23 protein-coding genes and 1 riboswitch are annotated in these 24432 nt (G+C 53.7%); of the genes, 22 read left to right on the plus strand and 1 reads right to left on the minus strand.

The features are described from left to right. Nucleotides 1-76 precede the first annotated feature (76 nt). From Q5911_RS04765 to Q5911_RS04850, 18 genes are all read left to right on the plus strand, one after another. The gene (locus Q5911_RS04765) at nucleotides 77-919 is read left to right on the plus strand and encodes an amino acid ABC transporter substrate-binding protein (protein WP_303181382.1); all 843 of its coding nucleotides are present in this window, start codon (nucleotides 77-79) and stop codon (nucleotides 917-919) included. Between the two features lie 75 nt (nucleotides 920-994). Further along, nucleotides 995-1645 carry an amino acid ABC transporter permease gene (locus Q5911_RS04770; RefSeq protein WP_281724581.1) on the plus strand — a complete coding sequence of 217 codons (651 nt, stop codon included), beginning with the start codon at nucleotides 995-997 and terminating at the stop codon, nucleotides 1643-1645. Between the two features lie 16 nt (nucleotides 1646-1661). After that, nucleotides 1662-2351 (plus strand): amino acid ABC transporter ATP-binding protein, encoded by a 690-nt coding sequence (locus Q5911_RS04775; RefSeq protein ID WP_076777224.1) that lies wholly within the window; start codon nucleotides 1662-1664, stop codon nucleotides 2349-2351. Between the two features lie 222 nt (nucleotides 2352-2573). Beyond that, on the plus strand, nucleotides 2574-4001 hold the full coding sequence (gene purF, locus Q5911_RS04780; protein WP_076777225.1) for an amidophosphoribosyltransferase: 1428 nt from the start codon (nucleotides 2574-2576) through the stop codon (nucleotides 3999-4001). Between the two features lie 68 nt (nucleotides 4002-4069). Continuing rightward, on the plus strand, nucleotides 4070-5503 hold the full coding sequence (gene purB / locus Q5911_RS04785; protein WP_076777226.1) for an adenylosuccinate lyase: 1434 nt from the start codon (nucleotides 4070-4072) through the stop codon (nucleotides 5501-5503). A gap of 261 nt (nucleotides 5504-5764) precedes the next feature. Beyond that, nucleotides 5765-5875: riboswitch (glycine riboswitch) on the plus strand. A 189-nt stretch (nucleotides 5876-6064) separates the two neighbouring features. Next, nucleotides 6065-6445, plus strand: a complete 381-nt coding sequence (locus tag Q5911_RS04790; protein ID WP_076777227.1) for a GrdX family protein — start codon at nucleotides 6065-6067, stop codon at nucleotides 6443-6445. A 73-nt stretch (nucleotides 6446-6518) separates the two neighbouring features. Continuing rightward, nucleotides 6519-7799, plus strand: coding sequence for a glycine/sarcosine/betaine reductase component B subunit (locus Q5911_RS04795; RefSeq protein ID WP_226394168.1), 1281 nt, complete (start codon nucleotides 6519-6521; stop codon nucleotides 7797-7799). Between the two features lie 19 nt (nucleotides 7800-7818). After that, nucleotides 7819-9129, plus strand: coding sequence for a glycine reductase complex selenoprotein B (grdB, locus tag Q5911_RS04800; RefSeq protein WP_303181384.1), 1311 nt, complete (start codon nucleotides 7819-7821; stop codon nucleotides 9127-9129). A gap of 32 nt (nucleotides 9130-9161) precedes the next feature. Then, nucleotides 9162-10106: a thioredoxin-disulfide reductase gene (trxB, locus tag Q5911_RS04805; RefSeq protein WP_303181385.1), complete on the plus strand. Its 945-nt coding sequence runs from the start codon at nucleotides 9162-9164 to the stop codon at nucleotides 10104-10106. 43 nt (nucleotides 10107-10149) lie between these two features. After that, a complete protein-coding gene (trxA, locus tag Q5911_RS04810) occupies nucleotides 10150-10467 on the plus strand; it encodes a thioredoxin TrxA (protein ID WP_033124535.1) in 318 nt (105 codons plus the stop codon). A 54-nt stretch (nucleotides 10468-10521) separates the two neighbouring features. Then, nucleotides 10522-10992, plus strand: coding sequence for a glycine/sarcosine/betaine reductase complex selenoprotein A (grdA, locus tag Q5911_RS04815; protein ID WP_081957934.1), 471 nt, complete (start codon nucleotides 10522-10524; stop codon nucleotides 10990-10992). A gap of 68 nt (nucleotides 10993-11060) precedes the next feature. After that, nucleotides 11061-12599, plus strand: coding sequence for a glycine/sarcosine/betaine reductase complex component C subunit beta (grdC, locus tag Q5911_RS04820; RefSeq protein ID WP_303181389.1), 1539 nt, complete (start codon nucleotides 11061-11063; stop codon nucleotides 12597-12599). A 13-nt stretch (nucleotides 12600-12612) separates the two neighbouring features. Next, nucleotides 12613-13764 carry a glycine/sarcosine/betaine reductase complex component C subunit alpha gene (gene grdD, locus Q5911_RS04825; RefSeq protein ID WP_076777230.1) on the plus strand — a complete coding sequence of 384 codons (1152 nt, stop codon included), beginning with the start codon at nucleotides 12613-12615 and terminating at the stop codon, nucleotides 13762-13764. A 165-nt stretch (nucleotides 13765-13929) separates the two neighbouring features. Continuing rightward, the gene (locus Q5911_RS04830; protein WP_303181393.1) at nucleotides 13930-15162 is read left to right on the plus strand and encodes a GNAT family N-acetyltransferase; all 1233 of its coding nucleotides are present in this window, start codon (nucleotides 13930-13932) and stop codon (nucleotides 15160-15162) included. Next, nucleotides 15159-15644, plus strand: coding sequence for a threonine/serine exporter family protein (locus Q5911_RS04835; RefSeq protein WP_242957691.1), 486 nt, complete (start codon nucleotides 15159-15161; stop codon nucleotides 15642-15644). Before Q5911_RS04830 ends, Q5911_RS04835 begins: the two co-directional genes overlap by 4 nt. A gap of 84 nt (nucleotides 15645-15728) precedes the next feature. Next, nucleotides 15729-16484: an SIR2 family NAD-dependent protein deacylase gene (locus Q5911_RS04840; RefSeq protein WP_242957692.1), complete on the plus strand. Its 756-nt coding sequence runs from the start codon at nucleotides 15729-15731 to the stop codon at nucleotides 16482-16484. Next, nucleotides 16477-17937: a glutamate--tRNA ligase gene (gltX, locus tag Q5911_RS04845; protein WP_303181400.1), complete on the plus strand. Its 1461-nt coding sequence runs from the start codon at nucleotides 16477-16479 to the stop codon at nucleotides 17935-17937. The genes Q5911_RS04840 and gltX overlap by 8 nt, the downstream gene beginning before the upstream one ends. A 3-nt stretch (nucleotides 17938-17940) precedes the next feature. Further along, entirely contained in the window at nucleotides 17941-19803 is a 1863-nt protein-coding gene (locus Q5911_RS04850) for an ATP-dependent helicase (RefSeq protein ID WP_303181401.1), read from the plus strand. Here Q5911_RS04850 and Q5911_RS04855 read toward each other — a convergent pair. Beyond that, nucleotides 19800-20099: a DUF1292 domain-containing protein gene (locus Q5911_RS04855; RefSeq protein WP_226394164.1), complete on the minus strand. Its 300-nt coding sequence runs from the start codon at nucleotides 20097-20099 to the stop codon at nucleotides 19800-19802. The genes Q5911_RS04850 and Q5911_RS04855 overlap by 4 nt on opposite strands. Nucleotides 20100-20296: 197 nt before the next feature. Here Q5911_RS04855 and Q5911_RS04860 point away from each other — a divergent pair, with 197 nt between their 5' ends. From Q5911_RS04860 to Q5911_RS04875, 4 genes are read left to right on the plus strand one after another with little or no spacing between them, the layout of a single operon-like run. Continuing rightward, the gene (locus Q5911_RS04860; RefSeq protein WP_281724591.1) at nucleotides 20297-21319 is read left to right on the plus strand and encodes a sugar ABC transporter substrate-binding protein; all 1023 of its coding nucleotides are present in this window, start codon (nucleotides 20297-20299) and stop codon (nucleotides 21317-21319) included. A 21-nt stretch (nucleotides 21320-21340) separates the two neighbouring features. Then, complete coding sequence (locus Q5911_RS04865; RefSeq protein WP_303181403.1) at nucleotides 21341-23035, plus strand: alpha-amylase family glycosyl hydrolase; 1695 nt, start codon at nucleotides 21341-21343, stop codon at nucleotides 23033-23035. A 3-nt stretch (nucleotides 23036-23038) separates the two neighbouring features. Further along, nucleotides 23039-23719 (plus strand): TraX family protein, encoded by a 681-nt coding sequence (locus Q5911_RS04870; RefSeq protein ID WP_076777238.1) that lies wholly within the window; start codon nucleotides 23039-23041, stop codon nucleotides 23717-23719. 60 nt (nucleotides 23720-23779) lie between these two features. Further along, a complete protein-coding gene (locus Q5911_RS04875; protein ID WP_242943643.1) occupies nucleotides 23780-24403 on the plus strand; it encodes a DUF5662 family protein in 624 nt (207 codons plus the stop codon). Nucleotides 24404-24432 lie beyond the last annotated feature (29 nt).

Consider the following 24432-nt stretch of genomic DNA (forward strand, 5'->3'; position numbering starts at 1 on the left):
GAGCAATTTAGTGTGGTAGAGTAATCAATTGATAAATTGCTAATATAATAAAGTTACATACGGGAGGAAATGAGAGATGAAGAAGAGATTGGCACTTGTGATGGCACTGACAATGACAGCGGCGACCCTGCTGGCAGGCTGCGGCGGCAGCTCTGACGGGGCCTCGGATGAGGGATCAGACAGCCAGAGCACATCCACGGCAGAATTTACGGAAAAGGCAGAGGGAGATACGTTTACTGTTGGATTTGACCAGGATTTCCCGCCTATGGGATTTGTGGGCGAGGACGGAGAGTACACAGGATTTGACCTGGAGCTTGCCCAGGCTGTCTGTGATAAGATGGGATGGGAGTTTGTCCCGGAACCGATTGCCTGGGACGCAAAGGACGCCATGCTCGAGTCCGGAGCCATCGACTGCATCTGGAACGGGTTCACCATCAATGGAAGAGAGGACGAGTACACATGGTCCGATCCCTATCTGGACAACAGCCAGGTGTTTGTCGTGAGAGCGGATTCCGGCATCGAGTCTGCGGAAGATCTGGCAGGAAAGACAGTGGATGTACAGACAGACTCCTCCGCCCAGGCGGCGCTGGAGGACAACCAGGAGCTTTCCAGCACCTTCGGCAACCTGCAGGTGATCGCGGATTACAATACAGGATTTATGGAGCTTGAGTCCGGAGTCGTGGACGCTGTTGCCATGGATATCGTGGTGGCGAGCTACCAGATCGAGTCCAGGGATGCGGACTTTGTGATCCTGGACGATGTGATCTCCACAGAGGAGTACGGCGTGGGCTTTGCAAAGGGCAACGAGGCCGTGAGAGATCAGGTGCAGACAGCGCTGGAGGAGCTGGCCGCAGACGGGACTATGGCGGAGATCTCCACGAAATGGTTCGGTGAGGACATTACGACCATAGGAAAGTAAAATAAGTAGAATATACAAAAAGGGCTGTCCTTTTGGGCAGCCCGTTTTGCCGGACTGGCGGAGAGGAGTTTTGGTATGGAATTTTCAGTTATGCTGAACCTTCTGATCGAGGGAACCGTGATGACGGCGGAGATCTTTTTCGTGACACTGGTGCTGTCACTGCCTTTGGGGATGCTTGTGTGCTTTGGCAGGATGTCGAAAAATATCATTGTCCGCTCGTTTTTTAAATTTTACATATCTGTTATGAGGGGAACTCCCCTGATGCTGCAGCTCATGGTCTTCTACTTCGGACCCTTCTATCTATTTGGACTGCAGATCACAGACACCTGGAAGCAGCTGGCCTGGATACTTGGATTTTCTCTCAACTATGCGGCCTATTTTGCGGAGATATACAGAGGCGGGATCGAGTCCATGCCCCAGGGACAGTATGAGGCGGCCAAGATCCTGGGCTACAGCAAGTCCCAGACCTTTATGAGGATCATCCTGCCCCAGGTCATCAAGCGGGTGATGCCCTCCATCACGAACGAGGCCATCACGCTTGTGAAGGACACATCTCTTGCCTTCACCCTGTCTATCATGGAGCTGTTCAACCAGGCCAAGGCCCTTGCGGCCCGGGAGACCAACATGATCCCCTACGCCATAGCGGCCCTGATCTACTATGTGTTCTGTCTCCTTGTGGCCTTTGTCATGGAGCAGGCGGAGAAAAAGATGAGTTATTACCGGTAGGGAGAAGGAGGCAGTTATGAGTCTGTTGGAAATTAACAATTTAAAGAAGAGTTTTGACGGCCTGGAGGTGCTGAAAGACATCTCGCTCCAGGTCAGACAGGGGGAAGTGCTGGGCATCATCGGCCCCTCCGGGTCGGGAAAGTCTACCCTCCTGCGGTGCGCCACCGGCCTGGAGACACCGGACAGCGGCGAGATACACTATGAGGGGACCTTCGGGCTTGTCTTTCAGAACTTTAATCTGTTTCCGCACTATTCTGTTATAAAAAATATTACGGACGCTCCCATCAAGGTCCAGAAGAGGGATAAGGAGGAGGTCTTTGCGGAGGCCAGGGCCCTCCTTGCGAAGATGGGGCTCTCCGACAAGGAGAAAGCCTACCCCTACCAGCTCTCCGGCGGACAGCAGCAGAGGATCTCCATCGCCAGGGCGCTGGCCATGAATCCGGATATCCTCTTCTTTGATGAGCCCACCTCGGCCCTGGATCCGGAGCTGACAGGGGAGATCCTGAAGGTCATCCGGGATCTGGCAGCAGAGCACATGACCATGGTCATTGTCACACATGAGATGAATTTTGCCAGGAACGTGGCGGATCAGATCATTTTCATGGACAAGGGGGTCATTGCCCAGCAGGGGACGCCGGAGGAAGTTTTTGGTTCTTCTAACGAAAGAATGCAGGAATTCCTTGGAAAATTAGGAGAAAACTTATAAATCGCGGCTGATTGTTTAGTAATACTAATAAATATGCCGGAAAATAAATAATGAGTGCTTATCTTTGACGGGCGGGGAGGAATGTTGCTTTTCTCCCCGCCTTGTATTATACTTTTATGGGTAAATCAGCGGGATTTCCCGGAAACCTGACAATGTAAAACAACAGGCAGCGCCCGCCTGCGGTGCATGGCGCTGTGAGGATAAGGAGCGAGAGAAACATACATGGATAACTTTGAAAAAGTGACAACAGGTCTTGGAGAAGAATGTGGTGTTTTCGGTGCTTATGATATGGATGGGGGCGATGTAGCCCCCACTGTCTATTATGGGCTTTTTGCACTGCAGCACAGAGGACAGGAGAGCTGCGGCATCGCAGTGACAGACACCTGCGGAGAGCGGAAGATGCGGTCAAAGAAAGGGCTGGGGCTTGTCAATGAAGTGTTTGACGAGGAAGCCCTCCATGCCCTCCACGGCAATCTGGGCGTGGGCCATGTCCGTTACTCCACGGCAGGGGGATCCAGGGCGGAGAACGCCATGCCTCTGGTCATCAACTATGTGAAAGGTGTCCTGGCCATCGCCCACAATGGAAACCTGACCAATGCGGTGGAGCTGCGGCATGAGCTGGAGCACACCGGGGCCATCTTCCAGACCACCATCGACTCGGAGGTGATCGCCTACCACATTGCCAGAGAGCGCCTGCAGGCGCCCAATGTGGAGGGGGCAGTGAAAAATGCCATGAAGAAGATAAAGGGGGCCTACGCACTGGTGGTCATCTCGCCCAGAAAGATGATCGGGGCAAGAGATCCCTTCGGCCTGAAGCCCCTGTGCATCGGAAAGAGGGACAACACCTATATCCTGGCTTCCGAGAGCTGCGCCCTGGCTGCCGTTGACGCGGAATTTGTGCGGGACGTGGAGCCGGGCGAGATCGTGTCCATCACAAAGGACGGCATCTCCTCCGACAAGAGTATGGCCATCGATCCGGCCAGGCACGCCAGATGCATTTTCGAATATATTTATTTTGCCAGAATGGACAGCACCCTGGACGGTGTGAACGTGTACCATGCCAGGATCACAGCCGGCAGGGCGCTGGCCCAGTCCTACCCGGTGGAGGCGGATCTTGTGGTAGGGGTTCCGGATTCGGGACTTGTGGCCGCAAGGGGCTACTCAGAGCAGTCCGGTATTCCGGTGGGGATGGCCTTCCACAAGAACAGCTACGTGGGACGGACTTTTATCAAGCCAAAACAGAGCGAGCGGGAGTCCAGCGTGCGCATCAAGCTGAACGTGATCCCGGAAGTAGTACGCGGGAAAAGGATCGTCATGGTGGACGACTCCATCGTCCGGGGCACCACCTGCGCCAACATCATCCGCATGCTGAAAAAGGCGGGGGCCACGGAGGTACATGTGAGGATCAGCTCACCCCCCTTCCTGTATCCCTGTTACTTTGGAACGGATGTGCCCTCCAATGAACAGCTGATCGCGCACTCCCACACGACAGAGCAGATCCGGGAGATGATCGGAGCAGACTCCCTCGGCTACATGGAGATCGAAAAGCTGAAGGACATGGTGGGAGAGCTGGGATACTGTGATGCCTGCTTTACAGGAAATTATCCCATGGAAGTGCCCGGGCGGGATGTCTCCCTGGCATTTGAATAGAAGCTGTGCTAGAATGAGAGAAAGAGAACAGAAACTATTTTTATGAGCAGAGAAAGGAAAGAAAATCTATGAGTCACGACAGATATGTAAGCCCGCTCTCCGAGCGGTATGCCAGCAGGGAGATGCAGTACATTTTTTCTCCTGATATGAAATTCCGCACCTGGAGGCGCCTGTGGATCGCCCTGGCGGAGACGGAGAAGGAACTGGGACTTCCTATCACAGATGAGCAGATCGAGGAACTGAGGAGCCACGCGGACGATATCAATTACGATGTGGCAAAAGAGAGAGAAAAACTGGTGCGCCACGATGTTATGTCCCATGTCTATGCCTACGGCCAGCAGTGCCCCAAGGCAAAGGGCATCATCCACCTGGGAGCCACATCCTGCTACGTGGGGGACAATACGGACATCATCATCATGTCCGAGGCCCTGAAACTGGTCCGCACAAAGATCGTGAACGTGATAGCAGAGCTGGCTGATTTTGCTGAACAGTACAAAGATCTTCCCACTCTGGCCTTCACGCACTTCCAGCCGGCCCAGCCCACCACTGTAGGAAAGAGGGCAACGCTCTGGCTCCAGGAGTTTATGATGGATCTGGAGGATCTGGAGTACGTGCTGGGAAGCCTGAAGCTTCTGGGATCCAAGGGGACCACGGGAACACAGGCCAGCTTCCTGGAACTCTTTGACGGAGACCAGGAGACCATCGACAAGATCGATCCCATGATCGCAAAGAAGATGGGCTTTGAGGCCTGCTATCCGGTATCCGGCCAGACCTATTCACGGAAAGTGGACACAAGAGTGCTGAACGTGCTGGCGGGGATCGCTGCCAGCGCCCACAAGATGTCCAATGACATCCGGCTTCTGCAGCACTTAAAAGAAGTGGAAGAGCCCTTTGAGAAGAACCAGATCGGCTCCTCTGCCATGGCCTACAAGAGAAACCCCATGCGCAGCGAGCGGATCGCTTCCCTTTCCAGGTACGTCATGGTGGACGCGCTGAATCCGGCTGTCACCTCTGCCACTCAGTGGTTTGAGAGAACGCTGGATGACTCTGCCAACAAGCGTCTCAGCGTGCCGGAAGGCTTCCTGGCCATTGACGGCATCCTGGACCTGTGCCTGAACGTGGTGGACGGGCTTGTAGTCTACCCCAAGGTCATCGAGAAGCACCTTATGGCAGAGCTTCCGTTCATGGCTACAGAGAACATTATGATGGACGCTGTGAAGGCTGGAGGAGACCGCCAGGAGCTGCATGAGCGCATCCGGGAGCTCTCCATGGAAGCAGGAAAAAATGTGAAAGAGAAGGGACTGGAGAACAACCTTCTGGAGCTGATCGCGGCAGACCCGGCTTTCGGGCTTAGTCTGGATGAGCTGAAAAAGACTATGGATCCTGCAAAATATACAGGCCGTGCCTCTGTGCAGGTGGACAAGTACCTGGCAGATGTGGTCCGTCCTATGCTGGAGAAGAACAGAGACCTTCTGGGCGTGAAGGCAGAGATCAACGTATAAAGAGTGCAAAAAGGGTGGGAAACAGAGAAATTCCCGCCCACTTTTTACTTGCTGCGATCTCTCATGGCAAAAAAAGGAGATAGACAAAATAGTAACAAAAATTGAGTCTGAAAATTGTGCAAAACATACAAAAATAACTTCTTGTTCTTGAGGGTATTGCAAAAAAACCACAACTAAGGTAGTATAAATGTGTCATTGATAGACATGATAGATCATCCATATTTATAGATGAGATATATGAGACATACAACTGCATAAGGACGATCTCTTTCACGAGAGAGCTGACAGCGAGCAGCCGCCGAAGAGGCAAGCCGAGGGACAAAGCGCTGGTCCACTGGTGAAACTTTCAGGCAAAAGGATTGGAAGAGGGACGAATTCTGAATATGTTGCAGAAGGATGAGCAGAGGACAGCTGTTCAGACATCAGCAGGGTAGACAGAGCGGGGCGGCATACACAAGGAAGTGTTTGCGACGTCCCTTTTTTATTGGGCATATATCCGGCAGAGCGCGCCGGCGACGCCCCTGACCGGCTCTTGGCCGGGCAGATGAAAGGAGACAAAAGATGGACAGCTATATGATCCTGACTAACAATCCGCTTGCAGCCCGCAAACTGGAGGGGCGCAGGACGGTATGTTATATATCTGTTCCCTATGAGGAACTGCTCAGAGAGGCAGAGAAAAAGATCTGCCAGGGCCACAGGCTTTTGTCGCATCCTCTGTCAGGGAGCGTAAAGCCAAAGGAGACACCGTACAAATCGATCATGCTGAGCGGGAAAAAAGAGGAGGTGGACCCGCAGTCCGTCAGAATGATCGAGGCGGCCATACAGACCTGTGAGAAATTCACAGACCGTCAGAAAAGTTACGGGCAGGAAGTATATGAAGATTTTCAGCTCATTGACTGGACACTGCTGGAAAGCGCGATGGAGTCGGCGGACGTATGGTAGAACCGACAGTAAGAGGCAGGAAGAAGCTGCAGAGAAACACAGCATAAAAAGGATTGCAAGGAGGTAATGAGACGTGAGATTAGAAATGGGCCACATTTACATCAAGGATATCCAGTTTGCGGATGAGAGCAAAATTCAGGACGGTGTCCTTTATGTAGCAAAGGAGGAGCTGGAAAAGACAGCTCTGGAAGATGAGAAGATCAAGGGAGTGTCTTTTGACATTGCCCGCCCGGGCGAGTCTGTCCGCATCACACCTGTGAAGGACGTGATCGAGCCCAGAGTAAAAGTGGAAGGAAGAGGAGGCGTATTCCCGGGAGTGATCTCCAAGGTAGACACAGTGGGAAGCGGAAAGACATACGCACTCAAGGGCATGGCTGTAGTGACAGCGGGACGCATTGTCGGCTTCCAGGAAGGCATTATCGACATGACAGGGCCGGGAGCACAGTACACACCCTTCTCCCAGACACTCAACCTGGTGATGGTGTGCGAGCCGGTTGATGATATCAAACAGCATGACTATGAGAAGGCAGTCAGATTTGCCGGATTCAGAGTGGCGGCCTACATTGGGGAACTTGCCCGCAGCCTGACACCGGATGAGACAAAAGTATATGAGACATGCACCATCAAGGAGGGACTGGAGAAATATCCGGAGCTCCCCAGAGTTGCCTATGTGCAGATGCTGCAGAGCCAGGGGCTTCTCCACGACACCTATGTGTACGGAGTGGACGCAAAGAAGATCGTTCCCACGATCTTAAGCCCCACAGAGATCATGGACGGCGCTATCGTGTCTGGAAACTGTGTGTCCGCATGCGACAAGAATCCTACCTATGTACATCAGAACAACCCGGTTGTGCACGACCTGTTTGAAGAGCACGGAAAGACTCTGAACTTTGTGTGCCAGATCATCACCAACGAGAACGTGTACCTGGCAGACAAGCAGCGCTCCTCCGACTGGACGGCTAAGCTGTGCAAGATGCTGGATCTGGACGGCGTCATCGTATCCCAGGAAGGATTCGGAAACCCGGATACAGACCTGATCATGAACTGTAAGAAGATCGAGGCAGAGGGCGTGAAGACAGTCATCATCACAGACGAGTACGCCGGACGGGACGGAAAGTCACAGTCTCTGGCAGATGCGGACGCGGCTGCAGACGCCGTTGTCACAGGCGGAAACGCAAACGAAGTGATCATTCTGCCTAAACTTGACAAGGTGATCGGCACACTGGACTATGTGACAAAGATCGCAGGTGCCAGCGAGGAGACGCTCCGGGAGGACGGATCTTTGGAGGTGGAGCTCCAGGTTATCACAGGAGCTACCAACGAGACAGGATTTAACAAGCTGAGCGCAAGATAGAAGGGAGGACATACAGGAAATGAGTAAGATCAAAGTTGTACATTATATCAATCAGTTCTTCGCTAATATCGGCGGAGAGGAGAAAGCGGACTACCCGGCAGAGATCCGCGTGGGTGAGGTCGTAGGACCCGGACTTGCGTTCAATATGAACTTTAAGGACGAGGCGGAGATCATTGCAACGATAGTGTGCGGTGACTCCTATTTCAATGAGAACCTGGAGAAGGCAAAGGCAGACATCCTGGCCATGGTAAAGGAGCAGGCTCCGGACGTATTCATCGCAGGACCGGCTTTCAATGCAGGACGCTACGGCGTGGCCTGCGGCACCATCGCGGCAGCTGTCCAGGAAGAGCTGGGCATCCCTGCAGTGACAGGAATGTACGTGGAGAACCCGGGCGCGGATATGTTTAAGGATCAGGTCTACATGATCTCCACAAAGAACAGCGCAGCAGGCATGAGAGCGGCAGTGGGCAAGATGGCTCCCCTGGCCCTGAAGCTGGTAAGAGGCGAGAAGATCGGCGCTTCCTGCGAGGAAGGGTATATGCCGAACGGCGTCAGGGTAAACTTCTTCGAGAAGGAGAGAGGTTCAAAGCGCGCTGTGAACATGCTCCTTAAGAAGCTGGCGGACAAGCCTTTCGAGACAGAGTATCCCATGCCCAGCTTTGACAAGGTGGCTCCCAATCCGGCAGTGAAGGATCTGGCCCACGCAAAGATCGCCCTTGTCACATCCGGCGGTATTGTTCCCAAGGGAAATCCGGACCACATTGAGAGTTCCAGTGCTTCCCACTACGGTGAGTACGATATAGCAGGCGTCATGGATCTGACAGCCGAGACATACGAGACGGCTCACGGCGGATACGATCCGGTCTATGCCAATGAGGACGCAGACAGGGTGCTTCCTGTGGACGTGCTCAGAGACATGGAGAAGGAAGGAAAGATCGGCGAGCTTCATCATCTCTTCTATACAACAACAGGAAACGGTACAGCCGTTGCATCTGCCAAGGCTTTTGCGGACGAGTTTTCACAGAAACTGAAGGCGGACGGCGTGGATGCAGTTATCCTGACCTCCACATGAGGCACCTGTACTCGTTGCGGTGCAACGATGGTGAAAGAAATTGAGAGGGCTGGCATTCCGGTAGTACACATCTGTACAGTAACACCGATCTCCATGACCGTAGGAGCCAACAGGATCGTTCCGGCTATCGCGATCCCCCATCCCCTTGGTAATCCGGCCTTAAGCCACGAGGAGGAGAAAGAACTCCGCCGCCATATCGTGGAGAAAGCCCTGACAGCTCTCACAACAGAGGTGGACGGCCAGACCATTTTCGATTAAAATGAAAACAAAAAGAAAAGGAGATGTTACCGATGAGCAAAGTTTATGACGTGATCATCCTGGGCGCAGGCCCCGGTGGTCTGGCGGCAGGACTGTACGCAGGAAGAAGCCGCCTTTCCACACTGGTCATCGAGAAGGGCCAGGACGGAGGACAGATCGCCATCACGGATGACATTGAGAACTATCCCGGCCAGATGGTGGAAGGAGAGTCAGGACCTTCCCTGATCGCAAGAATGACGCAGCAGGTGGAGAAGTTCGGCGCAGAGCGCGTTGCCGACACCATCAACGCAGTGGATTTCAGCGGCGAGATCAAGATCCTGAAGAGTGCGAAAAATGAGTACCAGGCAAAAAATGTGATCATTGCCACCGGCGCTTACGCACGCCCCATCGGATGCAAGGGCGAGGCTGAGTTCAGAGGAAAAGGCGTATCCTACTGCGCTACCTGCGATGCCAACTTCTTTGAGGATCTGGAAGTGTTTGTCGTAGGAGGAGGCGACTCCGCAGTGGAGGAGGCCATGTACCTGACTAAATTTGCCAGAAAAGTTACCATCATCCACAGAAGAGACGAGCTGCGCGCAGCCAAATCCATCCAGGAGAAGGCCTTTGCAAACCCGAAGATCGAGTTCTTCTGGGACAGCGTTGTGGAGGAGTTAGGAGGAGACGACATCCTCCAGTGGATGAAGGTGAAGAATGTCAAGACCGGCGAAGTGAGAACTGTGGAGGCGGACGAGGAAGACGGCATGTTCGGCGTGTTCGGCTTTATTGGAACCGTTCCCAACTCCAAGCTGTTTGAGGGCATCCTGGATATGGACGAGAGAGGCTATATCCGCACCGATGAGGACACGCACACAAATATTCCCAATGTCTACGCAGTGGGAGATGTCCGCATCAAGAGCCTCCGTCAGGTTGTGACGGCAGCTGCGGATGGAGCCATCGCCGCTGTACAGGTGGAGAGAAGCCTGTCCGATTATTTTTAGAGACCAGGAAAAACATCTGGAAAGAAAAGGAGAGCAGAGAACAATGATTGATGTAGATAAGACCACATTTGAAGAAGAAGTGCTGAAAGCTGACGGATATGTATTCGTTGATTTCTATGGAGACGGCTGTGTGCCCTGCCAGGCTCTTATGCCGAAGGTACATGAGTTTGCAGACACATACGGGGACAAGATCAAATTCACATCCCTGAACACCACAAAGGCGCGCCGCCTTGCCATTTCCCAGAAAGTTCTGGGACTTCCGGTAATGGCCATCTACAAGGATGGAGAGAAAGTCGAGGAGCTTGTAAAAGACGACTGCACACCGGAGAGCATTGAAGCGATGATTAAGAAATATCTTTAATCATAAAAATTTTAAAGCAGCAAAAAACAACATAAGAAAGGAGAACGCATAATTATGGCTATTTTGGAAAACAAAAAAGTGATAGTTATCGGAGACCGTGACGGAATTCCGGGACCTGCCATTGCCGAGTGTGTAAAGACGGCTGGCGGGGAAGTGGTATTCGCGTCCACGGAATGCTTCGTCTGAACGAGCGCAGGCGCAATGGATCTGGAAAACCAGAAGAGAGTAAAGGAGTTTGCTGACGAGTACGGCCCGGAGAACCTTGTTGTAGTTCTCGGAGCTGCAGAGGGCGAGGCTGCAGGTCTTGCAGCTGAGACTGTTACAGCAGGAGATCCTACTTTCGCAGGTCCATTGACAGGAGTCCAGCTTGGACTTCAGGTTTATCACGTATGCGAGCCGGAGATGAAGGAAGAATTTGACGAGGCTGTCTATGATGAGCAGATCAGCATGATGGAGATGGTTCTCGATGTAGATGATATCATTTCCGAGATGACAGCTATCAGAGAGCAATATTGTAAATTCTAGGAGGGCGGGGCGGTGTCACCCCGCCGCTCTGCTTATTATGATAAAAAAAGAAGAAAGGGGAAAAACCCATGAACAGTGTGATCAAAGGGGCAAGCTATATTTTAGTACATACACCGGATATGGTTTTGTATAACGGAACAACACAGACGACAGAGCGCATCGTCAATCCTGAGTCGGAGTATCTGAAGGAAGTGCCGGAAAAACTCCGCTCATATGAGGAGGCGGTATCCTACTGGCCAAACCAGACCTATATCGGCAACGTCCATCCGGAGGAGCTGGCGGAAGTGGAATTCCCCTGGTACGACAAGAAGATGGAAGGGGCGGACCGCTACGGAAAATTTGGCGAGATCATGCCTGAGGAAGAGTTCCTCCTCCTTGTGCAGGCCAGCGACATGTTCGAGGTGGTAAGACTGGAGAAGGGATTTGTCGCAGCCCATAAGGAAGCGCTGGCAAAAGATCCGGTGATCACAGAAGATATCCTGGAAAGAGTGCACGAGGGTGTGGAGCTTTCCGAGATCGAGCAGTTTGTAAATGAAGAGCATGCAGAAGGACTGTATTTCGATGGAAAACTGGTAGGCTGTGTGAAGGCCGCCCACGACATTGACCAGAATCTGTCCGCTCATGTCATGCATGAGAACCTGATGAGCAAGGCATCCAGCGTGCTGGCGCTCCTCTACGCGGTCCGCAACGCGGGCATCAAAAAGGAGGACGTGGAGTACGTCATCGACTGTGCGGAGGAGGCCTGCGGCGATATGAACCAGAGAGGCGGCGGCAACTTCGCAAAGGCGGCAGCAGAGGTGGCAGGACTTGTGAACGCCACAGGCTCTGACGCCAGAGGCTTCTGTGCGGCGCCTACCCATGCTGTCATTGAGGCGGCGGCTCTGGTGAAATCCGGCGCATACAAGACTGTTGTCGTGACCAGCGGCGGCTGCACGGCCAAGCTTGGTATGAACGGCAAGGACCATGTGAAGAAGGGCCTCCCTATCCTGGAGGACTGCCTGGGCGGATTTGCCGTTGTCATCACAGAGAACGACGGCGTAAGCCCGGAGATCGACCTTGGCATGCTGGGACGCCACACAGTGGGCACAGGTTCTGCTCCCCAGGCTGTCATCGGCAGTCTTGTAGCGGATCCTCTGGACAGAGCGGGCATGAAGATCCCGGATATCGACAAGTATTCACCGGAGATGCAGAACCCGGATATCACCAAACCGGCGGGAGCCGGAGATGTGCCTCTTGCCAACTACAAGATGATCGGCGCTCTGGCTGTGAAGAGAGGAGAGCTGGACCGCAAGGAGCTGGCAGACTTTACAAAGAAGCACGGACTGACCGGCTGGGCGCCCACCCAGGGACATATTCCCTCCGGTGTGCCTTACATCGGCGTTGCCAGGGAGGATATCCTGGAAGGAAAGATCAAGAATGCCATGATCATCGGAAAGGGAAGCCTCTTCCTTGGCCGTATGACCAATCTTTTTGACGGCGTGTCTTTCGTGATCCACGGAAACACGGCAGAGCAGGAGAAGAAAGAGAGCGGCGTCTCCGAAGAGGAAGTAAAAGGGCTGATCGCAAAAGCTATGAAAGAATTTGCAGCAGCGCTTCTGGCAGAGTAAAGGAGGGTGGAACATGGCTGATCACATTGAAAAAATAATCGCCTCCACCTTTATGGAAATGGCAGAGGGGCTGGAGAGCGGCCGGTTCGGGAAAAAGCCCAAGATCGCTCTCACCGGTATGGGAAGCGAACACGGTGAGGAGAACGCTATGGAGGCAGCTGTGGCCGCCGCAAAGGAGGGGATCGATGTCTTCTACATCGGCACTCTTGAGGCGGAAGGCGTGACCACTGTCAAAGTGGCTGACGAGGAGGAAGGACACAAAAAGATGGAGGAGCTCCTGAAGAACAAGGAAGTGGACGGGGCTGTCACCATGCATTTTCCTTTCCCTATCGGCGTCTCCACTGTGGGCCGGGCCGTCACCCCCGCGAAGGGAAGGGAGATGTTTGTGGCCACCACTACAGGCACCTCCAGCGCGGACCGCATTGAAGGGATGATCAAAAATGCCATTTACGGCATCATTGCAGCAAAAGCCTGCGGAAAGAAGAATCCCACCGTCGGGATTCTGAATGTGGACGGGGCGCGCCAGACGGAGATCGCCCTGAAACAGCTGAAAGAGAACGGATATGATATTACATTTGCCGAGTCGGCGAGGGCAGACGGCGGGTGCGTCATGAGGGGAAATGACGTGCTCCAGGGATCTGCGGATATTATGGTATGTGACTCGCTGTCCGGAAATATCCTGATCAAGATGCTCTCCTCCTTCACAACAGGAGGAAGCTATGAGGCATCCGGATTTGGATATGGCCCTGGTATTGGGGAAAATTATGAGCAGCTGGTGCTGATCATTTCCAGGGCTTCCGGGGCGCCCCTCATCAAGGGTGCGCTGAACTATGCGGCTGATCTTTTGAGAGGAAAAGTCTTTGACATTGCGAAGGAAGAGTTTGCGGCAGCAGAAAAAGCGGGCCTGAAAGAGATACTGGCAGCGAGAAAAGCGTCTGCAAAGCCTGCGGAGCAGGAGGAAGTGAAGGCGCCGGCCAAGGAACCGGTGACATCACAGATCGCAGGGATCGAGATCATGGATCTGGAGGACGGCGTGCGGGCTCTCTGGAAGCTGGGGATTTATGCGGAGAGCGGCATGGGCTGTACAGGGCCTATCATCCTGGTGTCCGATGCCAACCTGGGCAGAGCTCAGGAGGAGCTGAAGAAGGCCGGATATATCAACTAAAAGTATAAAGAGAGGAGGCAGCGTCTGGTATGCCGGGACGCCGCCTCCTCTTTTGCTATTGTTTTTGTGTAAGAACAGTCCAAAATCCCTCTGTCATTTTTGAAAGGATGGTGTTATAATAGGCTGAACTTGTAAATGGAAGGATCAGATAGAGGGACGAAAAGGATGGAAATTCAACAGGTTACACTGCAGAAGACTGCATTTCTCGACTTACTGATGCTGGCAGATCCCCAGGAGGACATGATAGAGAAGTATCTGGACTCCGGGGATATGTTTGCGTTATACGATGACCAGGGGCAGGTGCAGTCTGTCTGTGTTGTCTGTCAGATTGGGAAAAGAAAATGTGAGCTGAAGAACCTGGCCACCAGGGAGGAGGCTCAGGGCAGGGGGTATGGCACGGCCCTTGTCCACTATGTGTGCGAGAAATACAGCTATCAGTGCGACACCATGTATGTGGGGACCGGGAATACGGAGAAGACAATCCGCTTTTACCAGCACTGCGGCTTTGTCCACTCCCACATTGTGCCCGGATTTTTTACAGCCAATTACAGGGAGCCCATCTGGGATGAGGGGGTGCTGCTGACGGACATGATCTACCTGAAAAAGGACCTGAAGACAGAGGCAGATCCCAAGAAGGTGCTGGATCTGGCCCTGGAGGCGGGGCGCATCCTTTTGAAAAACGGCGGTGAGATTTTCCGTGTGGAGGAGACGATCAAGTACATATGCGGGCGCTTTCACGTGGAGGACGTGGATATATTTACTCTCAGCCACGCCATTATCGTCAGCATCAAGATCGGTGACGGGGATACGTACACCCGGGTAAAGCATATCCCGCTGTCCTCCTCCCACCTTGGGATCGTGGCGGAGGTGAATGCCCTCTCCAGGGAGATCTCCGCCGGCCTCGTGGGGATAGACGAGGCCTTTGAGCGCCTGAAGGAGATTGAGGAGATCCCGCCCACGAAGGGCTATCTGCAGATCCTTGCGGCAGGCATGGGAAGCGGATGCTTCGGGTTCCTTCTGGGGGCGGGCGTGATGGACAGCCTGGCTGCCTTTCTCATAGGCTGCTTCCTGTATGTGTGGGTCCTGGCCTCCAAAAGGCTCCGTATATCCAAGATCATCGTCAACATCGTGGGAGGCGTGCTCATCACCTTTCTGGCCCTCCTGTTCCGGCATTTCTTCCCGGCTGTCCTTCACCTGGACGGCATGATCATCAGCGGTATCATGCCTCTGGTGCCGGGAATGGCTTTTACCAATGCCATCCGGGATATTGCGGACAGCGACTTCCTGTCTGGGACTGTGCGTATGATAGACGCGCTCCTGGTCTTTGTCTATATTGCTATCGGCGTCGGCTTTACGCTGGGAGCCTACACGAACATCATGGGAGGAGTGGGTATATGATGAGTGCTGTTCAGGATATACTGCTGAATTTTTTCTGCGCCTTTTTCGGGACCATAGGGTTCGCCGTCATGTTCAATGTGCCGAAGCGCTTCTATATCAGCTGCGGGACGACGGGAGCCATGGGCTGGATCGTCTACTGCCTGGCCGTGGAACACGCCTCGGCGGCGGTGTCCTCCTTCTTCGGGGCGCTGGTAGTGGTGCTCATCTCGCGGATGCTGACTGTGCGGCTGAAATGCCCTATCACGATCTTCATGATCTCGGGTATTTTCCCCCTCGTGCCCGGGGCGGGCGTGTATTACACGGCCTACTACCTGGTGACAGGCCAGCTGGGAGAGGCGGCCCAGAGAGGGATCGGCGCGGTGAAGGTTGCCTTTGCCATCGTGCTCGGCATCGTGTTCATCGTGTCCATCCCCAGGGAATTTTTCCAGCCTCTGTACTGGAAAAAGAGGTGGAAACTCCGCAAAGCCTCCAAAGAGGCTTGATTGTCATAAATCAAGTGTGGTACAATAAAACTATATTAGGATCCTTTTGCGGTCCGGATACAGATATAGAAGGAGGCGGAGACCATGTCAGGTATTGCGGGAACGATTTACGAGATGCTGCGGGACAGCAGATACACAGTGGTGCTGAGCGGGCGGAGCATGCTGGAGGAGAGCGGCTATCCGGTGGTGAGGGACGGCGGAGAGTCCTATGCCATCGAGGAAAAGTACGGGTATTCCGCCGAGGAGATTTTTTCCAGCTCCTTTTTTTCTACCCGGAAGCAGCAGTTTTATGATTTTTACAGGAATGAGCTCCTTTCAGCGGTAGACATACCGCCCGGGAAGGGGTATTATGAGATGGCCAGGCTGGAGCAGGCCGGAATCTTTCAGACTATCATCACAAGAAGGCTGTTCCATCTCCCCGGAAGAGCGGGCTGCCGGAATGTCATTGAGCTCCACGGCAGCATTTTCAGGAACTACTGCCCCCACTGCGGCAGGGAATACCCGATAGAGTACATAAGGAACTCGGAGAAGATACCTCTGTGCGAGACCTGCGGGCAGGCGGTGCGGCCGGATGTCATCCTCTTCGGAGAGATGGTGGACAACCAGGTGATCACCAGGGCGGCCACCGAGATGCAGAAGGCGGATGTGCTCCTCGTTCTGGGGACGAACCTGAAATCCTTCCTGTGCAGCCAGCTTACCGGCTACTATGAGGGGAATAAGCTGATCGTCATAGACGGAGAAGACCACTTTTCCAATAAAGACGCGGACATCTTCTGGCAGAGCCGGGTGGATGACGCGCTGGGAGAAATAATCACAGAAATGGAGAAAGACAATGAGTAAAGTAAGAACAAGATTTGCACCGAGTCCCACAGGCAGGATGCATGTGGGCAATCTTAGGACCGCGCTGTACGCCTATCTGATCGCGAAGCATGCGGGAGGCGATTTCATCCTCCGCATCGAGGACACAGACCAGGAGCGGTTCATGGAGGGTGCTCTGGATATCATATACCGGACGCTCGAAAAGACCGGGCTTGTCCACGATGAAGGGCCGGACAAGGACGGGGGCGTGGGCCCTTATGTCCAGAGTGAGAGAAATGCGACCGGCGTCTATCTGAAGTACGCGAAACAGCTCATCGAGCAGGGGGACGCCTACTACTGCTTCTGTGACAAGGAGAGACTGGAGTCTCTGCGCAGCAAGGTGTCTGAGACGGGAACAGAGATCGTGGTCTATGACAAGCACTGCCTCCATCTGAGCAAAGAGGAGATCGAGGCAAATCTGGCGGCCGGGAAGCCCTACGTGATCCGAATCAACATGCCGACAGAGGGGACTACCACTTTCCACGATGAGATCTACGGGGATATCACCGTACCCAACGAGGAGCTGGACGACATGATCCTGATCAAGTCCGACGGATATCCCACCTACAACTTTGCCAACGTGGTGGACGACCACCTGATGGGGATCACCCATGTGGTCCGGGGAAATGAGTACCTGTCCTCCGCCCCCAAATACAACCGCATTTACGAGGCTTTCGGCTGGGATGTGCCGGTGTACGTGCACTGTCCGCTGATCACAGATGAGAACCACAAAAAACTGAGCAAAAGGTGCGGACATTCCTCCTACGAGGATCTGCTGGAGCAGGGCTTTGTGTCAGAGGCCATCGTCAACTATGTGGCTCTTCTTGGCTGGTGCCCGGAGGGGACACAGGAGATCTTTTCCCTGGAGGAGCTGGTGGAGGCCTTTGACTATCGTCATATGAGCAAATCTCCGGCTGTATTCGACATTCAGAAGCTGAAATGGATGAACAGCGAGTACCTGAAGGCTATGGATTTTGACAGATTTTATGAGATGGCAGAGCCCTACATCAAAGAGGTCATCACAAAAGACATGGATCTTAAGAAGATTGCCGCTCTTGTGAAGACAAGGATCGAGATCTTCCCGGATATCAGGGAACACATTGATTTCTTTGAGGAGCTGCCGGAGTACGACACCTCCATGTACTGCCATAAGAAGATGAAGACCAATGAGGAGACATCTCTGGAAGTGCTGCGGGAGACGCTGCCGCTTCTTGAGAGACAGGAGGATTACAGCAACGACGCGCTCTACAATACGCTGAAGTCCTACGTGGATGAGAAGGGCGTCAAGATCGGCTATGTGATGTGGCCGCTGCGGACAGCCGTGTCCGGCAAGCAGAGCACACCGGGAGGAGCCACGGAGATCATGGAAGTCCTGGGAAAAGAGGAGTCTCTGGCCCGCATCCGCAAAGGGATCGAAAAACTGGAAGAGAGGTAGAAGATGCAGCTTAACAAAGCGCAGCAGGAGGCCGCCTGCCATAAGGAGGGACCCTGTATGGTCCTGGCAGGGCCGGGCTCCGGCAAGACACTCACCATCGCGGCGAGGATCAAATATTTAATAGAGAAAGAAAAAGTAAGACCAGAAGAAATTCTGGTCATTACTTTTACCAGATATGCGGCCCGGCAGATGAAACAGAGGTTTGAGGGGCTCATGGGAGGAAGGGGCATGCCTGTCACGTTCGGTACCTTCCACGGCATCTACTACGGCATCCTGAAGTGGGCCTACGGCCTGACGTCGGCCAATATCATGGCGGAGGAGGAGAAGAGGGAGCTGCTGCGGCAGATCCTGAGCCTGCCCCAGATGAGCCCGGACATGGAGATAGAGGACGAGAAGGACTATCTGGAGCGGCTCCTGTCCGAGATGGGGAAAGTAAAAAACAGCGGGATCAGGCTCTCCCAGTATGAGTCACAGGTCAGCCCCCGGCATTTCCAGGACATATGCACACTCTATGAGAATAAAAAGAAGCAGATGAAAAAGATCGACTTTGACGATATGCTGCTCCTGTGCTGGAAGCTCTTTAAGACCAGATCGGACATATTGGAGAGATGGCAGGGGAAGTTCCGCTATATCCTTGTGGATGAGTTCCAGGATGTGAACCGGGTTCAGTACGAGGTGCTCAGGATGCTGGCTCTTCCGGAGAACAACCTCTTTGTGGTGGGAGATGACGACCAGTCCATCTACCAGTTCCGGGGTGCCAGACCCGGGATCATGCTGGGATTTCCCAAGGATTACCCCGGTGCCAGGCAGATCCTGCTGGATGTGAACTACCGGTGTACTTCCTACATCCTGAAGGGGGCAGTCCGGGTCATCGAGCACAATAAAAAACGGTATCCGAAAAAGCTGCGCGCGGTGAAGGACAAGGGGGCTCTGGTTCATGTCCAGGAGGTGAAAGACCCCACGGAGGAGGCAAAGTACATTATCTCCTCCATACAGAAGCGCATGGAAGAGGGGAAGGATCTCAAAGATATGGCAGTCCTCTTCCGGACCAATCTGGATGCGGGCATCCTGGCCGGACAGCTGATGGAACATCGCCTGCCCTTCTCCATGCGGGAGTATGTGCGCAACGTGTTCGAGCATTTTATCGGGCGAAATATCCGCAGCTACATGGAGCTGGCGTTCGGCCGGCGGGACAGAAAGTATTTCCTGGACATTGCCAACTGTCCCAGGCGGTATATCAGCCGGGAGAGCATGGAACATCCGGCGGTCTCTTTTGAGGAGCTGCGGAAGTTCTACTGTGACAAGGACTGGATGCAGGACCGCATCGATCAGTTTGAGTGGGATATCAAAATGATGGAGAACAAAACGCCCTTTGCTGCCCTGCAGTACATCCGCAAGCGGATCGGCTACGATGAGTACCTGCGGGAGTGGGCTAAGACGCGCCGTGTAGGGGAAGAGGATCTCTTTGAGATCCTGGAGCAGATCCAGGAGAGCACAAAGGATTTTCAGACAATGGAAGAGTGGTTCCGCTATACGGATGAGTACGGGAGAAATCTGCGGGAGCAGCAGAGAAGAAAAAGTGATGAGAACAGGGAAGGCATCTCCCTTATGACCATGCACAGTGCCAAGGGGCTGGAATTTGACACGGTCTTTATCCTGGGCGCCAACGAGGGCGTGACACCCTACAAGAAGGCAAAGCTGGAGGAGGAGATTGAGGAGGAGAGACGCATGTTCTATGTGGCCATGACGAGGGCCAAGGAGAAGCTGGTCATCACTTACGTGAAAACAAAAAACGGAAAGGATGCGGATCCTTCCCGGTTTGTGGAGGAGCTGCTGCTCCGGGGCAAAAAGAAGAAGGACGCCTAGAAGGCGTCCAGATCTTCCTCAAATTCCTGCTCATCCAGCCACTCGTCAAAAGCGTCGGCTGCGATCTCGTACTCCTCGTCGTCCTCGATGTTCTCAAGATCCGGATTTTCCGGGTCTGTCTCAATGTAGCGGTAGATGTATACATCCCCCTCTTCTTCCCCGTTTTCATCCAGCGGAAGGAGAGCGATGTACTGACGGCCGCCTGCCTCGTAGATGGTGAGGACGGCACACTCGAGCACTTCATCATTGTCCAGAGTCAGTGTTACCGTGATCTCTTCATTCTGCTGTTCTCTCATAGTCATTTTCTCCTTTTTTCTCTGTCATGTTTTAAGAGAGTTCCTCTTTCTTTACTCTACCAGAGAGCGGCGGTAAAAGCAAGACATATCGGGTCGCCATATTCCCCCCGCCATACGGGACTGGTCAAACGGTGTAAAATGTTGTAAAATACTAAATATGTATGAGATTATTTAGATGACATGAAGGAGGAACATATATGAGAAACCGAAAGTTCATGGCTGTCCTTGCCATGATCCTTATCTGCGTCCTGTCAGCGGCAGGCTGCAGCAAAAAGAACGTGGGCAGTCCGGAGGACAACCCGGTGCAGGAAGAAGACGAGGAGGGACAGGGAGAGGACGGACAGGCTGAGGGGGAAGGATATACATTCGGCTTCAGCGCCATCGATATGGAAAATCCTTATTTTATCACGCTGGAAAATTCTATCCGCGAAACCCTGACAGAGCAGGGCCATGAGCTGATCACCATGGATCCGGGGACCGATGCGGCTACCCAGGAGTCCCAGATCGAACAGATGATAGATTCCGGCATAGACGCTATTTTCCTGAGCCCTGTCAACTGGGAGAGCATTACGCCGTCCCTGCAGGCGCTTCAGGAGGCGGGCGTGAAGATCATCAACGTGGACACCCAGGTGAAGGAGATGGACTACGTGGATGCCTACGTGGGCTCTGACAATGTGGAAGCGGGCAGGATCTGCGGACAGGCTCTGATGGAGCGGTGCCCGGAAGGCGGAAAGGTGCTCATCCTTGAGTGTCCCACGCAGAATTCTATCAATGACCGGATCACCGGCTTTGAGGAGGTGATCTCAGATGCGGATCCAGGATTTGAGATCGTGGCCAGAGAGAACACAGACGGAAAGTTTGAGAAATCCCTGGAGGTGGCCCAGACAGCGCTGGAAGCGCACCCGGATGTGACTGCCATCATGTGCGGCAATGACCAGATCGCCGTGGGAGCACAGACAGCGGTCAATCTTCTCGGGATGGACGACGTGATCATCTATGGCGTGGACGGATCCCCGGATATCAAAAAGGAGCTTTTGAAATCTGACACACAGATTGCCGGCACTGCGGCCCAGTCTCCCATCAATATGGGGAAAACAGCTGTGGAAGTAGGACTGGCTATCCTGAATGGAGAGGACTACGAGAAGGAAAACTATGTGGAGATCATTGATATGATCACAAAGGACAATGTGGAAATGTATGGAGCAGACGGCTGGCAGTAGGAGCAGCAGGAAGGAAGAGTAATGACAAAAAAAGAGGGAAGGCCTACGCCTTTAGGTGCGGAAGTGAAAAGGGAGCAGGTGAATTTTGCAGTGGAGGCGCCCCAGGAGAAGACGTGTGAGCTTCTGCTGTACAGAAAAGGGGAGCCGGAGCCGGCATTTTGCTTTGATATGCCCTATAGAGAGGAGACCGGGGACGTGCGCTTTCTGGCCCTTGCAGATTTCCCGGCACAGGAGTACGAGTACAACTACCGGATCGGGGAGGAGATCTTCGTGGATCCCTATGCCAGGAAGCTGGCTGGTACGGAGAAGTTCCACGATATATGCGACGCCCGGGACTGCCAGGTCAGAGGAGTGCTCTACGTGGATGACTATGACTGGGAGGGGGACAGAAGACCCCGCATTCCCATGCACAGAGTGGTGGCTTACAGCCTCCATGTGAGAGGGTTTACAAAGCACACATCCTCCCGGGTAAAACACAAGGGAACATTTGCCGGCCTTGTGGAGAAGATCCCCTATATGCTGGAACTGGGGATCAATCAGATCCACTGTATGCCGGTGTACGAGTTTGCCCCGTCTCCCAAGTACGTGAATTACTGGGGGTACGGGCCGGGATATTATTTTGCGCCGAAGGCGGCCTACGCGGCGGCAGATCCGGTCACGGAGCTGAAGGACATGGTCAAAGCCTGCCATAAGGCCGGGATTGAGGTGATCCTGGAAATGCCCTTTGAGGGGACCACGCCCAGGATCTATATGGAGGCCTGCCTGCGCCATTATATGCTGGAGTACCACGTGGACGGGTTTATCCTGAATCCCGATGTGACGCCTGTGGACGGGGTGTACAGGGATCCCATGCTGCAGGGGATGAAGCTTCTGAAGCATCAGACCGGGTTCCAGAATGTGATGCGCCGTTTCCTGAAAGGGGACGAGGGCATGGTGGGGGATGTGATCTACTGGCTCCGCCGCCAGGCAGGCGCAGAAGGATACTACAACTATATTGCAAACCAGAACGGATTTACACTGAATGACCTTGTCTCCTACGACGCCAAGCACAATGAGGCAAACGGGGAGAACAACCAGGACGGGCCGGACTACAACTACAGCTGGAACTGCGGGGCAGAGGGACCCAGCCGGAAGAAGGCGGTGGTGGCCTTAAGAGAGGGGCAGAGAAGAAATGCCTTCTTTCTGGTGCTGCTGGCACAGGGGACGCCCTGCATCCTGGCGGGCGATGAATTTGGCAACACCCAGAAGGGAAACAACAATGCCTACTGCCAGGACAATCCGACAGGGTGGCTGGACTGGAGCCGCCTGGAGCGCGAGAAGAAGCTGTTCGCTTTTGTGAAAGATCTGATCGCCCTGCGAAAAGCCCATCCGGTGCTGGCGCAGGAGAAGGAGCTGCTTGGCATGGACCAGATCAGCTGCGGTGTGCCCGATGTGTCCTACCATGGCGCCTGTGCGTGGCAGACCCCCTCGGAAGTGTCCAGCCGTCAGCTGGGTGTCTATTACTGTGGGAAGATGGCGGAGGATGAGGACTGCTTTGTCGCCTACAACATGCACTGGCTGGAGCACGGCTTTGCTCTCCCGGCTCTGCCCAAGGGAAAGAAGTGGTATCTGGCCGCTGACACAAAAGAGGGCATCCTTCCGGAGACAGTGCTTCTGGACAGCCAGAGGGAAGCTGTGCTTAAAGACAGGACCATTGCCGTCTTCATAGGCAGGTAGGGGATGAGCGGGACAAAGATCGGAGAACTGTTTAGGAGAGCCTCCGTATTTGACGCATTTTCTCTAAAGTGCCTTGCCATTCTCTGTATGGCGGCAGACCATGCAGGGCGGATCCTCTTCCCGGAGGAGCTGAACCTGGTCAGGATCGGGAGACTTGCCTTTCCCATATTCGCCTTTCTCCTGACGGAGGGGTTCTTCCATACAAGAGACATATACAGGTACCTTGCAAGGCTGGGAATCTTTGCGATTCTGTCGGAAATCCCTTTTGACCTGGCCTTTCATCAGAGTATCTGGTATCCCCGGAGCCAGAATGTATTTTTTACGCTTTTTATCAGCGTGGCTCTGATGGCGGCGCTGGAGCGCTGCAGGGAGTGGCCGGAGCGCATTCTTGAGATCTTCATTGCTATGTGGTTTGCAGAGGCCCTGGGCAGTGATTATGGTTTCCGCGGCGTCCTTCTGGTGCTGATCTTCTATATAGGGCGTGCGCGGCCCTGGGCAGGGCTGACCTTAGGAGGACTGTGGAACTTTCTGTGGCAGTCTCCGGTGCAGCGCTTTGGAGTCCTGTACGTTATACCTGTGGGGCTCTACAATGGGAAAAAGGGAAGGAGTATGAAATACTTTTTCTATGTGTTTTACCCGGCCCATCTGCTTCTGCTCTGGGCGATAAAATATCTGTGCGGATAGGGCGGCAGAGGGCAGAATAGGTATAGAAAAGGAATGAATTTGAGAAGGAAGTATAAAAAGATGAAGGCATGGAAACATTTTTGCACAATTACTCATCACAAGATCCTTGTCATGAAGGGCTGCTTTAAGCTGGGGCTCTACCGTCAGGGGCTGCTCCACGATATGTCCAAGTATTCGCCGGTGGAGTTTTTTGTGGGCTGCAAGTACTATCAGGGGACGAGAAGTCCCAACAATGCAGAGCGGGAGGCGAAGGGATATTCCTCTGCCTGGCTTCACCACAAGGGCCGGAACAAGCATCACTATGAATACTGGATCGATTACGGGATGCACAAAGAGGACGGGATCATCGGCATGAAGATGCCTGCCCGGTATGTGGCGGAAATGTTTGTGGACCGGATCTCCGCTTCCAAGACATACCAGAAGGACAAATACGAGGACTGGCATCCCCTCCAGTACTACGAGAAGGGTGCAGCCATGCTGGGAAAGATGATCCACCCCGAGACAGCGCAGCTTCTCCACGACCTGCTGAAGCGGCTGGCCCGGGACGGAGAGGAGAAAACCTATGCCTACATCCGTAACGTGGTGCTGAAGAAAGACTTTCCCTACAATAGAAAGTGGGAGCCTGAGAAGTCAGGGGAACACAAAAGTCATCCGCAGAAAAATGAAAAGAGCTGGAATTGGTAAAAGGGACCCTTTCTGAGTCCCTTTTTTCG

This window comes from Lachnoclostridium phocaeense (genome assembly GCF_959599685.1).
In the GTDB taxonomy this organism is placed as follows: domain Bacteria; phylum Bacillota; class Clostridia; order Lachnospirales; family Lachnospiraceae; genus Claveliimonas; species Claveliimonas monacensis.

Coding starts and splice junctions, on each gene's coding strand:
- Q5911_RS04765 (WP_303181382.1), top strand. CDS start 77: ATGAAGAAGAGATTGGCACTTGTGATGGCACTGACAATGACAGCGGCG.
- Q5911_RS04770 (WP_281724581.1), top strand. CDS start 995: ATGGAATTTTCAGTTATGCTGAACCTTCTGATCGAGGGAACCGTGATG.
- Q5911_RS04775 (WP_076777224.1), top strand. CDS start 1,662: ATGAGTCTGTTGGAAATTAACAATTTAAAGAAGAGTTTTGACGGCCTG.
- purF (WP_076777225.1), top strand. CDS start 2,574: ATGGATAACTTTGAAAAAGTGACAACAGGTCTTGGAGAAGAATGTGGT.
- purB (WP_076777226.1), top strand. CDS start 4,070: ATGAGTCACGACAGATATGTAAGCCCGCTCTCCGAGCGGTATGCCAGC.
- Q5911_RS04790 (WP_076777227.1), top strand. CDS start 6,065: ATGGACAGCTATATGATCCTGACTAACAATCCGCTTGCAGCCCGCAAA.
- trxB (WP_303181385.1), top strand. CDS start 9,162: ATGAGCAAAGTTTATGACGTGATCATCCTGGGCGCAGGCCCCGGTGGT.
- trxA (WP_033124535.1), top strand. CDS start 10,150: ATGATTGATGTAGATAAGACCACATTTGAAGAAGAAGTGCTGAAAGCT.
- grdC (WP_303181389.1), top strand. CDS start 11,061: ATGAACAGTGTGATCAAAGGGGCAAGCTATATTTTAGTACATACACCG.
- grdD (WP_076777230.1), top strand. CDS start 12,613: ATGGCTGATCACATTGAAAAAATAATCGCCTCCACCTTTATGGAAATG.
- Q5911_RS04830 (WP_303181393.1), top strand. CDS start 13,930: ATGGAAATTCAACAGGTTACACTGCAGAAGACTGCATTTCTCGACTTA.
- Q5911_RS04835 (WP_242957691.1), top strand. CDS start 15,159: ATGATGAGTGCTGTTCAGGATATACTGCTGAATTTTTTCTGCGCCTTT.
- Q5911_RS04840 (WP_242957692.1), top strand. CDS start 15,729: ATGTCAGGTATTGCGGGAACGATTTACGAGATGCTGCGGGACAGCAGA.
- gltX (WP_303181400.1), top strand. CDS start 16,477: ATGAGTAAAGTAAGAACAAGATTTGCACCGAGTCCCACAGGCAGGATG.
- Q5911_RS04850 (WP_303181401.1), top strand. CDS start 17,941: ATGCAGCTTAACAAAGCGCAGCAGGAGGCCGCCTGCCATAAGGAGGGA.
- Q5911_RS04855 (WP_226394164.1), bottom strand. CDS start 20,099: ATGAGAGAACAGCAGAATGAAGAGATCACGGTAACACTGACTCTGGAC.
- Q5911_RS04860 (WP_281724591.1), top strand. CDS start 20,297: ATGAGAAACCGAAAGTTCATGGCTGTCCTTGCCATGATCCTTATCTGC.
- Q5911_RS04865 (WP_303181403.1), top strand. CDS start 21,341: ATGACAAAAAAAGAGGGAAGGCCTACGCCTTTAGGTGCGGAAGTGAAA.
- Q5911_RS04870 (WP_076777238.1), top strand. CDS start 23,039: ATGAGCGGGACAAAGATCGGAGAACTGTTTAGGAGAGCCTCCGTATTT.
- Q5911_RS04875 (WP_242943643.1), top strand. CDS start 23,780: ATGAAGGCATGGAAACATTTTTGCACAATTACTCATCACAAGATCCTT.